Source organism: Streptococcus sp. W151 (genome assembly GCF_053010205.1).
In genome coordinates this window covers 56,049-68,335 of sequence record NZ_JBRKNT010000006.1, presented here as the reverse complement: position 1 = coordinate 68,335, position 12,287 = coordinate 56,049, and the positions used below count along the sequence as shown (strand labels likewise).

Here is a 12,287-nt window from a genome sequence, read left to right as displayed (position 1 = left end):
AAAATGTGGAGTTGGAATTTCCACTGATAAAGCCCCAAGTGGTAGTTTTTCTACCTTGTCCAAATTCGGTAGCTTGCTGATATCCTGGCCTAACTGGCGAAGAGTTGTTAAATAGAGGGGCTCCCGAATCCCATTTTCAGCTAGCAGTGTCGTTCTCAACAACTCATCTGGCTCCCCATTAAAGAGGACTTGCCCTTGATTGATCAAGATGACCCGATCAATGGGACGATAGAGCACATCCTCCAAACGGTGTTCGATGATAATGGTTGTTGTCCCTTGCTCTTCATGAATTTGATCGATTAGATCAATGATATCCTGACCCGACTTGGGATCTAGATTAGCCAGTGGCTCATCAAAGAGCAGGATCGGACTTTCGTCGATCAGGACGCCAGCCAAGCTCACCCGCTGTTTTTGCCCACCGGACAAATCTTGAGGCCGATGGTCCAAGAGCTTGCTCAAGTCCAAGCGCTCTGCCCAGGTGTGAACCCGAGATTTCATACTTTCCGGTTCCACCATATCGTTTTCAAGAGCAAAAGCCAAGTCTTCTGCGACACTAAGACCGATAAACTGGCCATCCGTATCCTGTAAAACCGTACTGACCAAGTGAGATTTTTCATAAATACTATGATCAAAGGCTTCTGTCCCCTGAATGAGAAATTGCCCACTACTGGTTCCCTTATAGATATTGGGAATAATCCCGTTTAGACACTGACCAATGGTTGACTTACCAGAGCCAGATGGTCCCACAATCAGGACCTTTTCCCCCTCGTAGATGGTCAGGTTAATCCCCTTTAAGGTCGGCTCAGACTGAGCCTTATACTGGAAGGAAAAATCCTCCAATTCGATGATTGCTTCTTTCATTTAGTTTGCCTTTTCCCATAAGAGCGCAAATTGGATGGCTAACTCTGCAATTCGATCCTTGCCATCTAAATCCTCATGACTAGATAAGGTTCGGATATCCCATTTTTCTTCTGAGAGGTGGTCAGCCGCGTAGAAGAAATGGCAGAGCTCAAAGCCCCGAAAAGCTGCTAAGGCTGCCACTGCCGAACATTCCATATCCACACAGATGGCTCCTGCTTCCTTTCGACGTTTCATCTTGTCGATGGTTTCCCGGTACGGTGCATCTGTCGTCCACACTTTCCCTGACTGATAGGAAACCTTGTGGCTGTCCAGAAAGGCTTGGAAGAGAGGAAGTGTTTTCTTGTTTACTTCCACTTCATCACTAGCCGGAAGATAGTGGTAACTGGTCCCCTCGTCACGAAGAGCAGCTGTTGGAATGATGATGGAGGTTGCTTCGATATCTCGATCTAAAACCCCACATGTCCCAAAGAGCACCAGTTTTTCCATCCCAAATTGAATCAAATCTTCAATAATCCCCACACAGGAAGCTGCCCCAACGGGCGCATTAAAGGCGGCAATCTGTTGGTCTCCAATAGTGATCCCATAGACCAAGACTTCAAAATTAGCCATGGAGGTTCTTGTAATGATCTCATGATCGTAATTCTCAAGGAGGCGCGCAAAAGTTACTCTTGAAAAGCAAGAGATGACTACTTTGGGAAATCCTTCAATGGGACCATGTAGATCTTGTGGGTTGATAATCGCCTGTCGATTGGCATCAAATTCTTCTAACAGCATTTCGTGCACCTCTTTCATTCTACTTCTAGGTCCCTATTATACCACAATTAGCCTAGTCATTGGTTTTTGATCAAAGGTAAGAGTATAAAAAAGAACTGCTCCCAGACGTTAGATTTTTCGGATCAAACGTCGGAAGGACAGTTCCCTACGATATTGTTACTTGTTTTCCAACTGCGCTAATTCTAACAAGCGTTCTTTGGACAATTTTTTGATTTCAATTTGACTAGCATCTAGCAGCTGGTATTCATCTGGCTCTAAGGCCTCCAGTAAGTCCTTCAGAGCAAGAGAACCAATTGGATGGTAATTTCCCGGCTTGTCAGGATCCCCCTCGATCGCTACCAATAGCACCCGCCAATCAATGATACCCGCTAAGCCCACGATTTCTACATATTCTGCAGGAACATGTGGCACGCTTGGCAAGACCGTATCCGTATCTTCTGTCAAGCTATAGCTGGCTAAGAAGGCTCCCGTCTCCTCCTGTTGGTAAAAACGGACTTGACTGAAATAAGCTGCACTATATTGAATCTTCTTGATAAAGGCGGAGTAGGCTTCTAGGGGGTGGACATGGTTCAAGACTTCCTGCACTGTATCCCGATCCAAATAGACCGGATGAGCGAAGCCTTGTACTTCAAACTCTTTTAGATCTTTTTCCTTGGTCAAATTCCCCAGCGTTTCTAGGATAACGACTTCATAATCAAAATGGAAAATAGAATCTGGAGTATAGCTCACGCCGTCGCTAGCCACAATCTCCGTTCCCAACACTTCTGCTAAACGACTTAGCCATCGAAGGGCCAACTGCCAATCTTCTTCTATCGCAAAAGAGGGCACCTGAATCTGATAAGACTCTTCCTCATCAAAATAGCGTAACTGCAGAGGAAGACCACTTTTTCTGTACACGATACAGTTCAAGCTTTCAAAATCATTTAAGGGACGATGAAGAGTAGCAGGATCATAGTTGTAGGTTGTCAACCCTTCCACCAATTTAAGAACTTCCTGTGCTGCGAGTACTTTCTGATAGCCAAATAAGCTCTTTTTATTTTTGATTGAAAACACGATACTCATTTGTTTTCTCCTTTGTGAAATCGCTTACCTAAAGTATAGCACAATTTTCAATCAATTTCCATATAAAAACAGCCTGAGCTTTCAGACTGTTTGTTTCTATTATGCAGGTGCTCCATCAAGCGTCTCACCGATAAGGGCCAAACGCCCAGCAACTTCTGCTTGTGACAAGTCGTGTTCTTCTACATAGCGATTACGTGGATGAACACGGCACTCATGGGAGCAGCCACGGAGGTACTTGTCTTCGTTTTCTTCTGAAGTCAAAATCCGACGGTTACAGAAAGGATTTCCACAGTTGACATAGCGTTCACATGGTGTTCCATCAAACCAGTCTTTTCCGACAACGCTTGGATCGACATGGTTGACATCGACTGCAATCCGTTCGTCAAAGACGTACATTTTCCCATCCCAAAGTTCTCCTTGAACTTCTGGGTCTTTCCCGTAAGTTGCGATACCGCCGTGTAATTGACCGACATCTTTGTAACCTTCACGCACCATCCAACCAGAGAATTTCTCACAACGGACTCCACCTGTACAGTAAACTACGACACGCTTGTCCATGAATTTTTCCTTGTTGTCACGAACCCATTGTGGCAACTCGCGGAAATTGCGGATGTCTGGGCGGATAGCTCCACGGAAATGTCCAAGGTCGTACTCGTAGTCGTTACGAGTATCAAGGACAACTGTATCCTCGTCTAGAAGGGCTTCTTTAAATTCTTTTGGCGACAAGTAAGCACCTGTTGTTTCAAGAGGATTGATATCGTTATCGAAGTTATCATCCTCTAATCCAAGGTGGACGATCTCTTTCTTATAGCGGACGAACATCTTCTTAAAGGCTTGTTCTTCTTCCTCATCCATCTTGAACCAGAGGTCTTCCATACCTGGAAGGCTGTGAACGTAATCCATGTATTTTTGCGTCGTTTCGTAGTCACCAGATACGGTTCCGTTGATTCCTTCGTCAGCGACTAGGATACGCCCTTTAAGACCGATTGATTTACAGAAAGCCAAGTGGTCAGCCGCAAATTGTTCTGCGTTTTCAATGGGGGTATAGAGGTAATAGAGTAATACGCGAATAGGTTTTGCCATAAGATTCTCTTTTCTAAGATTAAATTATCAGAATTTTTCATTCAACTATACCAGTATACTCTCCACAGAAAACGAATGCAATTTATTTGACTGAAAAATAAAAGCCTGGGGTTCCAGACTTTTTTACGATGAAAATAAGGTTCCAACTAACTACTCTTCCTTTTCCAACTGATCTAGATAGACTTCATAGCGTTTTTTCTCTACTTTGGCTAGGAGCATCACAAGGAAATTCATCCCCCATACAATCGGAAGATTCAGGAGAAATGTGATCGGAAGCACCAGCAAGAATTTTGAATGGAAGGGATTTGACTGATAGACAGCCTGGTTTAATTGAAAATTCTGAGCCCAGATGAACAAGGAAAGAACAAGGGTTACTGCTACAATTCCCATCACATTTAGATAGCTATAACTGATAAATCTCACACCTAATCGTTGACAACGCACCGAATAATACAATCCTTAGACGATGAGTAAGGCTACCACCATGATTGGAGTTAACGCCACCTTAGATGTAAAAATGGATCCTACACTAAAAACAGTTAAGGCAAGGATCAGAAAACCAGCCGTCTCCGCACCAGCCTTATTAGCTAAGCCTTCTTCTCGTTCATCTATGATTTGTTTGTTCAGCAATTGTAATCTCATTGCTTTCTCCTTATTCTTCATCCTCTAACTCTGCCTCTATCTTCTCTTGTTTTTTCCGATTGATAAGAGCAAGTGGTTTTTCAAGCAGATAAGTCAAGATGGCAAAGACGACGATTTCTAATAAAATTTTGACCAGATACTTGGGACTCAAGATAAAGCTCGCTGCCTCTCGCTTTCCAATCACATCCATGGCTATCAACAGCACAGCAAAGACTAGACCTGACCCAAGGCGGCTCAACCAGCTATCTTTTTCTAACATATCTCGAACATCAATCCCTGAACTGATCCTTCTCACAAAGGCATAAGCTCCCATGACAATCAAGAGAATGAGCTCTGGAATATAGGCTATTAGGTCCAAGTCCAGGATACTAGCTTTCACAAAGGCAGAGACTGCAATAAAGCAGGTCATTCCTAGAACAAGTTCCCCTGCAATTTTTCCATCAAGCAACATGGTCCGCTCATCTTTTACAATTGGTTCTTTCTTTTGTTTCATTTATTTCCTCTTTCTATTGTTAAAACTGTTATTCCCAGAACAGTTGATCCAGCGTCTTATCCAAGGTCTTACAAATTGCTAGGCAGAGGCTGAGGGTCGGATTGTACTTCCCTGCCTCGATCAGGCCAATGGTCTGACGTGTCACCCCGATGGCATCTGCAAGATCCCCCTGGGTCATATCATGTTCGACCCGGGCCATTTTTAATTTGAGATTTTTCGCCACATGCTTTTCCTTTCTTGTTTTTATAGCTCTATTATACACTATATTTTCTATTTTGCAATATATATATTCCATTTTGTAAAAAATATTTTTGATAAACAAAAAAAGCCTGATTTCCCAGGCTTTCTCTTCTTATTTATAATTAGTCTTTAGACAAACTTCCGTCTTTTGTTTGGGTACGAGCATAGGCAATCAAGAGAAGAGAACCTGCAATAGCTACAACTAAAGCATTGACAGAACCTGCTACAACACCCTGAAGGAAGACCTTGTTGGCACTTTCTTTGTAGATCATCACATCCCCAATCGGAGCAATCAATCCCCAAATAAGCAAGTTGGCAATGACTTGCACAACGTTAAAGACGATCAATTCTTTCTTGGTCACTTCTCCTTTGAGTTCACCAATTTGTTTGCGGAAGAAACCAACAAAGAGTCCAAACAAACCACTTGAAATGATCCAAGTCCACCATAGACCACCTGACATAGCATCCTTAATGGCATGACCAATTAAGCCCATTAAGAAACCAACAATTGGTCCAAAAACTACACTGAAGAGGGCCTGAAGGGCATATTGCAACTGAATACTCGTATTCGGTGCAGGTGCCGGAATTGGAATCATCGCAATTACGACAAAGAGGGCTGCTCCAACCCCAATGGCTACAACATCCTTAATTGAAAAAGCTTGTTTTTGTTTCATATTTTATCTCCTATTAATTTTCCATTTTTCTAATTTCGATATGCCAAGAAGCCCCAACTCCTACATTATAGGCCTTGGCAAAGGATCCCTGGTTGATGGCAAGACCAACACGGTAGAGGGAATTGATATAAAGGATTGGCTGTCCAATACGCACATCAGCGAAAGACTTGCCATAGGTCACTTGGTTTTGGTAAACCAGCATGTCATTGTTATAGATGGTCACTTCAAAGCGTTCCCCAAATTCGGGTTCCAAATGATTAAACTCTTCCCGAGTAATCGAAGTCCACAGAGAACCAAAGCGCACATCTAGAATATCGACTGCTCCTTTAACTAAGTTCTCTTCAATGATGGTCTCCACCACTGGAATTTCTACAATGTGTTCAACACTGAGTTCTGGACCTACTTCCTCAAAGCTGATATGGCCACTGGCCAACTTAGCTCCTGTATAGGCATAGACATCGCGCCCATGGAAGGTATAAGAAAACTCTGTATTGGCCCGGCGGTTCTTCACCTCTGAAATCTCACGAATGGCAACAATCCCTACATGTTTCTTGATGAAAGAGAGGGTCCCATTATCTGGTGTGACAATGTATTGATTTTTGGCCGTTTTGGCTACGACGCTCTTTCGTTTAGAGCCGACACCCGGATCGACGACCGAAACAAAGGTTGTCCCCTCAGGCCAGTAATCCACTGTCTGAAAGAGGCGGTAACTTCCCTCAAAGATATTATAAGGTGTAATGTCATGGGTCAAGTGGTGTATCTTGAGGGTTGGTGATTCCTCTAAGGCAACCCCGATCATAGCAGAGACAGCCCCATCTACCAGACCAAAGTCTGACTGAAGGACTAGTAAATTATTGTGCATATTTCTTCTCCATCATATCATTTTCTATCTAGCTTTTGATAGACCAATTGTCCAAGAAGATAACCTAGTAGAGCTCCAAGAAGAAGGGTCAGTATAAACCAGCTCACCGTTCCCATATTCGACGGTACCATAACGCGTTCAATATAATCCATCGACTTCCCACGGGCTAGTAAAGAAGCACGGTAACTAGCCGGTTGGATCCACATCATAAGAATGGGCCCTGTCGTCGTAAAGGAAAAGAGGAGGAAGGAAAGCGCATTGCCTAGCTTCGACTGATAGTGGCCACGGGCTGCGACCAATTCAGCCAAGAGGCCTCCAACAAGAGCAGGAAGAAAAGCTCCGGCCCCATGACGAGTGAAAAGGAAAAAAGCACCAATCACAAGAGCTACGACTAGAATGGCTCCTGTTCGTTGAATTTTTTCAACATAGACTCGATAGATGGCTCCACCAACTAGAGCAGAGAAGGCTGGAGCATAAAACATGTTGCCTCGATGATCAACCAGACTTCCAAGCAGGACGCCTAAGCCAATAGCAAGAAAATACAAGCCTGCAAAGGCCGCAACCTGCTTAAACTGATGTTTCTGTATTATTTTCATGCATCTATCCCATCATTACCGGTGGCTAATTTTCTTGGATAGGAAATCGCCCATAAATTGGACCAGAACGATCAGAATGAGAATCAACAAGGTCGCTACAAAGATGACATCATTGTTAAACATGTTTTTCCCGTAGTTGATGGCTAAGGTTCCTAGTCCTCCTGCACCAACGGCACCTGCCATGGCGGTTTCTCCGATCAAGGAAATGATGGTCACGGTTGTTACACGGATCAAATCTGGAAGACCCTCACGAAGATAAACTCCGACGATATCCCAGAAGGTTGCCCCACTGGCTTGGGCCGCTTCAATCACGCCTCCATCCAATTCGGACAAGACCACTTGAACTTGGCGGGCAAAGAATGGAAAGACAGCTAGGGACAATGGAACAAGGGCTGCTGTAGGTCCGATGGTATTTTTCAAGAGCAAGTAGGTCAATGGATTAATAAAGGCCAACAAGATAATGAAGGGAATGGCGCGGAACAAAGAAGTAATCTTGTCCAAAATTTGGAAAACGATTTTATTTTCGATGACGCCACCCGGACGGGTCAAGACTAATAAAAGCCCTGTCACCAAACCTAAAAATCCACCAATAATGAAGGAAATAACGGTCATGTAAAGAGTCAAGTAAATAGCGGTTCCCCATCCATACTGGCCAGACCACCCTAATTTATAAACATTTGGTAAATACGTTTGAATTAACTGGATCATGCTTTTCTCCCATCTTTCACAATAGTCACGGAAACACCTACATTTTCTAACTCAGATTTAGCTGTTTCCAGATTTTGAGTTTCACCTGATAAGATAACCACCAATTCTCCGACAGGAGTGTGATCAAGGATCTCGATGTTCCCAAATAAAATGTTGGCAGATACTTGGTACTGCTTGTAAATATCATTGATGATGGCTGTATCTGTCACAGAACCTGCATACTTGAGATGCGCTAAAATCGAATCATCAGGCAAGTTCTTCACAATCGCTTGTTGATTGATTTTCACCATGGCTTCATCGATTCCTGTTGCAACGGTGATGAAGTCTTGCGTCAAGGCATTTTTCGGATTTGAGAAGATATCTAAAACAGACCCTTCTTCAATCAGTTCACCATTTTGCATGACAGCTACTCGGTTTGCTATATCTTTGACAATTTGCATCTCATGGGTGATCAAGACAATGGTTAAGCCAAGTTTTTTATTTAACTCTTGCAACAACGCTAGAATTTGTTTGGTCGTCTTTGGATCCAGGGCTGAAGTTGACTCATCTGAGATCAAAATCTTTGGATCGTTTGCAAGGGCACGCGCAATCGCTACCCGTTGCTTTTGACCACCAGACAATTGGGCTGGGTAATTTTCTGCACGGTCAGCTAAACCGACTAGTTCCAACAATTTCGCCACTTTCTCATTCTTTTGTTCTTTATTCAATTTAGAATGTTTAAGAGCGAAGGCAACATTTTCTGCGACAGTCATTTGAGCCATCAAGTTGAAGTGTTGGAAGATCATCCCGATATCCCGACGCTTCTCTCTTAGGGCAGCTGGTTTCAAAGTTACCTGATCTTGATAAATCACATCTCCATCCACAGTGATGGTTCCGGCGCTAGGCACTTGCAAGAGATTGATCACCCGAACCAAGGTCGATTTCCCGGCTCCAGAATACCCTACAATCCCATAAATATCGCCTTCATTAATATGAATGGTCACATCTTTGACGGCTTGGATCTGACGTTTCTTTTGCTGGAAGGTCACATCGATGTGGTCCAGCTGAATCATTGCTTTACTCATAACTTGCTATTAACTCCTTTATTAATTCAATATGGGTGTAATAATCGGCGATTTTCACATTTTCGTCGCCCCCATGATCACGGCTATTGGCATTGCCAATTCCAAAGGCTGCCATCGGCACCTGCAAAGCCTCAAATACCGTATGCATTGGTCCTGTTCCCGCTGTTGTAGGAAGAACAGAGACCCCTTCTCTATAGAAATCTTTGGCCAGCCGAATCACATTTAAAATCGATGGGGCACTCATATCACTGCGGTAACTCATTTCACCGAGAGTGTAGACCAATTCGACCTGATCATAGCCATTTTTCTTCAATTGCTGCTTGATCTTTTCTAAGACATCTTTGGGATCTAGTCCTGGAACCAAGCGCACCTCCATCTTAGCACGCGCCTCTGCTGGAAGAATGGTCTTGACACCTTGGCCTTGGTAACCAGAGCCAAAACCTTCAATATTCAAAGCTGGTTCAAAATAGAAACGGCGCAGAAATTCCTTGCGATCTTCCTTCAAAATTGGGAGGGTTAGACCATAGGTTGCCGCTACATCTTCTGGCCCCTTGTTGGCATATTGTTCAATCAAAGCGAGCTCGCGTTCATTGGGTTCTTGAATCTGATCGTAAATCCCATCCACCAAGATTCGGCCTTCTTTGTCACGTAAGCTTGCAATAGCATTTAACAAATACCAGGAAGCAGAGTCTACGACACCACCATGGCTGGAATGGATATCCACTTCTGCACTCTTCACCAACATATCAAAGGTCACAATTCCCTTACTACCACCGGAGATTTCCAGTTGTCCTTGATTGTTTCGGGTTCCTTGTTCCCAGACTAGAAGATCTGCCCCTCGCAAGTGTTTCTTATGTTTAGCTAAGTATTTATCCAAGTCAGTCGATGCAGACTCCTCTGCCCCTTCGATGATAAAGGTGATATTGACTGGCAAATCGCCACTTTCACGAATGTATTTTCGCAAAGCTGTGAGGCGGGCCGTAATGTGACCTTTATCATCATCAACCCCTCGACCGTACATGGTCCCGTAATGAACCGATAAGGTAAAAGGATCTCCCGTCCAAGGTTGGTCTCCATCCGCTGGTACTGTATCATAGTGGTTATAAAAGATGATGGTTTTTGCGTCTGGATTTGGGGAGAAAAATTTAGCAATGACAAAGGGAGCTGTGTAGCTATCATCTACTTCCACTTTAGCTCCTGCAGCTGTAAAAATTTCTCCCAAATAATTGGCCACTTCCTTGAGGCCAACCTGTTGAGCAAAAATGGATTTTTTTGAAATTAAGGTCCGCAAGACTTCAAAATAGTGTTGCGCAACCTCATCATTTTCAAATTTACGGATTTGTTCCGCTTCTGTAGCAAAAGGCATGCATTCCTCCTAATACGAGATAAGAGGTAGAGAATTTCTTCCCCACCTCATTCATACACTAGAGACCGTTTCTTAGAAGACTGGTTGGTCCATTCCTTCTGAAGATTCTTCGATCGCTTTTTTCACATTGTCTTTATGATAGGCATCGATGATTTCTTTGATTGCTTTTGCTTTGTCAGATTTTTCCCAATCTTTCTTAGCAGCAATCAAGTTGTACCATTGTTTTGAGTTGTTGTCTTTCTTTTCAACATAGATCGCTTTTTTGAAGTCAACCCCTGCTTCACGAACGAAGGTATTGTTGATGACAGCAGCATCTACTGAAGGAAGAGCAGAAGGCGTTTGAGAAGCATCCAATTCAGAAATCTTCAAATCTTTTGAATTTTCTTTGATGTTTGATACGTTTGCCAATTGTCCATCTTTGGTATCCAATTTAATCAAACCTGCTGATTGCAAGACATACAAGGCGCGGCTTTCATTTGTTGGGTCATTTGGTACGGCAATGGTTCCACCTTTTGGAATTTCTTTGATAGAAGTGTATTTATTTTTACCGTTTTCTGTACCAGAGTAGAGACGGATTGGAGCAATGTAAGTATCCGCTACAGAGACAAGCGCATCATCATTTTTAGAATTCCAGTTATCCAAGAAGTTGTGGTGTTGGAAAGCATTGATATCTACGCTACCATCTTTTACAGCCACGTTTGGTTGCGAGTAATCTGTAAATTGGGTGAATTCCAATTTGATGCCTTTTCCTTTGAGGTTTTCTTCGACTGCATCCCAACGAGCTTTTTCAGTGTCGCTCAAAGTCATGACACCCACTTTAACTGTTGTTTCACCATCTTTGCTAGATGATTTTGAAGAACCACATGCTGCAAGAGCAACTGTTGCGACAGCTGCAAGAGCTGTTAAACCAAGAATTTTTTTCAATTTCATTTTAAAATCTCCTTTAAATAAATATTATTCTTTAATATCTTTTGCTTCTGGTAGGTAAGAACCACCGAAGTATTTTTTAGACAATTTTTCAAGGGTTCCATTGTCATAGAGTTCCTTGATGCGTTTGTTGACAAATTTTTGAAGGTCTTTATCCTCTTTTGCAATAATTGGATAAACATAAGGTTGTTGGTCGCTTGGAAGCTCGATAACCTTCAAGTTGTCATAGCCTTGATCACGAATGATGGTATCTACAGAAATCCGTTCGAAGATCTTGTAATCGGTACGACCATCCGCTAGATTGGCCATGATGGTTTGAATGGTTCCATCTGTGTATTGCAAGTCGGTTGGATTATCTGAATGTTTTTTATTGTAATCTTCTAATTGTTTAGCAGTAGATGTTCCTTGAACAACTTCTGTTTTCTTGCCACCAATGTCATCCAAAGATTTAATAGAAGAATCTTTTGGTACGACCAATACTAGTGGATTACGAGCATATGGATTTGGATAGAGGTATTTTTCTTCCCGCTCTTTTGAGTAGCTGATGTTGTTGGCACCGATTTGGAAACGGTCACTATCTAATCCAGCAAAGACTGAAGACCACTCTGTCTTGTTAAAGTTCACTTCGTATTTGTCTGAACCTTTAAAGATTTCACGCAATACTTCGATTTCATAACCAGTTAGCTTGCCGTCTTTTTCTTCATAAGAGAAGGGTTTGGTTGTTCCAACCGTCCCCACTTCAATGGTTTTCTTCCCACTGGCTGATTTACCAGATGAGCATGCTACTAAAGCACTGGTTGCAAAGACTGCAACTAATCCTAAAGCAGAATACTTAATCATTTTTTTTAGATTCATAGGATCTCCTTTTTGGTTTCAGGCACATAAAACGCCATTTTAAAAGTATTTTTTTATTTTATCAAAAAAGCATTCACTTG

Annotated in this window: 15 protein-coding genes and 1 pseudogene; all 16 read right to left on the bottom strand. The window is 42.7% G+C overall.

Features of this window, described 5'->3' with window-relative positions; all coding sequences use genetic code 11:
* Positions 1–9 precede the first annotated feature (9 nt).
* A pseudogene (locus ACVC7Q_RS08750) lies at positions 10–861 on the bottom strand (DUF3744 domain-containing protein); the annotation flags it as partial.
* Positions 862–1,635: a nucleoside phosphorylase gene (locus ACVC7Q_RS08745; RefSeq protein WP_447265576.1), complete on the bottom strand. Its 774-nt coding sequence runs from the start codon at positions 1,633–1,635 to the stop codon at positions 862–864.
* Between the two features lie 156 nt (positions 1,636–1,791).
* Positions 1,792–2,697, bottom strand: a complete 906-nt coding sequence (locus tag ACVC7Q_RS08740; protein WP_447265575.1) for a DUF4299 family protein — start codon at positions 2,695–2,697, stop codon at positions 1,792–1,794.
* Between the two features lie 99 nt (positions 2,698–2,796).
* Positions 2,797–3,780, bottom strand: coding sequence for an oxygen-dependent tRNA uridine(34) hydroxylase TrhO (trhO, locus tag ACVC7Q_RS08735; protein WP_447265574.1), 984 nt, complete (start codon positions 3,778–3,780; stop codon positions 2,797–2,799).
* 150 nt (positions 3,781–3,930) lie between these two features.
* Positions 3,931–4,236: a DUF6773 family protein gene (locus ACVC7Q_RS08730; protein ID WP_447265573.1), complete on the bottom strand. Its 306-nt coding sequence runs from the start codon at positions 4,234–4,236 to the stop codon at positions 3,931–3,933.
* Positions 4,237–4,239: 3 nt separating this feature from the next.
* The gene (locus ACVC7Q_RS08725) at positions 4,240–4,422 is read right to left on the bottom strand and encodes a hypothetical protein (RefSeq protein ID WP_447265572.1); all 183 of its coding nucleotides are present in this window, start codon (positions 4,420–4,422) and stop codon (positions 4,240–4,242) included.
* 10 nt (positions 4,423–4,432) lie between these two features.
* Positions 4,433–4,915, bottom strand: coding sequence for a DUF6773 family protein (locus tag ACVC7Q_RS08720; RefSeq protein WP_447265571.1), 483 nt, complete (start codon positions 4,913–4,915; stop codon positions 4,433–4,435).
* 28 nt (positions 4,916–4,943) lie between these two features.
* Positions 4,944–5,138: a helix-turn-helix transcriptional regulator gene (locus ACVC7Q_RS08715; protein ID WP_003005328.1), complete on the bottom strand. Its 195-nt coding sequence runs from the start codon at positions 5,136–5,138 to the stop codon at positions 4,944–4,946.
* Positions 5,139–5,277: 139 nt separating this feature from the next.
* A complete protein-coding gene (locus ACVC7Q_RS08710; RefSeq protein ID WP_195424018.1) occupies positions 5,278–5,829 on the bottom strand; it encodes an ECF-type riboflavin transporter substrate-binding protein in 552 nt (183 codons plus the stop codon).
* A 13-nt stretch (positions 5,830–5,842) separates the two neighbouring features.
* Positions 5,843–6,691, bottom strand: coding sequence for an SAM hydrolase/SAM-dependent halogenase family protein (locus tag ACVC7Q_RS08705; protein ID WP_447265570.1), 849 nt, complete (start codon positions 6,689–6,691; stop codon positions 5,843–5,845).
* Positions 6,692–6,708: 17 nt separating this feature from the next.
* Positions 6,709–7,287, bottom strand: a complete 579-nt coding sequence (locus tag ACVC7Q_RS08700) for an MptD family putative ECF transporter S component (protein WP_447265569.1) — start codon at positions 7,285–7,287, stop codon at positions 6,709–6,711.
* A 15-nt stretch (positions 7,288–7,302) separates the two neighbouring features.
* Positions 7,303–7,995, bottom strand: a complete 693-nt coding sequence (locus tag ACVC7Q_RS08695; protein WP_447265568.1) for a methionine ABC transporter permease — start codon at positions 7,993–7,995, stop codon at positions 7,303–7,305.
* Positions 7,992–9,059, bottom strand: coding sequence for a methionine ABC transporter ATP-binding protein (locus ACVC7Q_RS08690; RefSeq protein WP_447265567.1), 1,068 nt, complete (start codon positions 9,057–9,059; stop codon positions 7,992–7,994). Before ACVC7Q_RS08690 ends, ACVC7Q_RS08695 begins: the two co-directional genes overlap by 4 nt.
* On the bottom strand, positions 9,052–10,425 hold the full coding sequence (locus ACVC7Q_RS08685) for a M20/M25/M40 family metallo-hydrolase (RefSeq protein WP_447265566.1): 1,374 nt from the start codon (positions 10,423–10,425) through the stop codon (positions 9,052–9,054). Before ACVC7Q_RS08685 ends, ACVC7Q_RS08690 begins: the two co-directional genes overlap by 8 nt.
* A 72-nt stretch (positions 10,426–10,497) precedes the next feature.
* Positions 10,498–11,355 carry a MetQ/NlpA family ABC transporter substrate-binding protein gene (locus ACVC7Q_RS08680; RefSeq protein ID WP_447265565.1) on the bottom strand — a complete coding sequence of 286 codons (858 nt, stop codon included), beginning with the start codon at positions 11,353–11,355 and terminating at the stop codon, positions 10,498–10,500.
* Positions 11,356–11,379: 24 nt separating this feature from the next.
* Complete coding sequence (locus tag ACVC7Q_RS08675) at positions 11,380–12,207, bottom strand: amino acid ABC transporter substrate-binding protein (RefSeq protein WP_447265564.1); 828 nt, start codon at positions 12,205–12,207, stop codon at positions 11,380–11,382.
* Positions 12,208–12,287 lie beyond the last annotated feature (80 nt).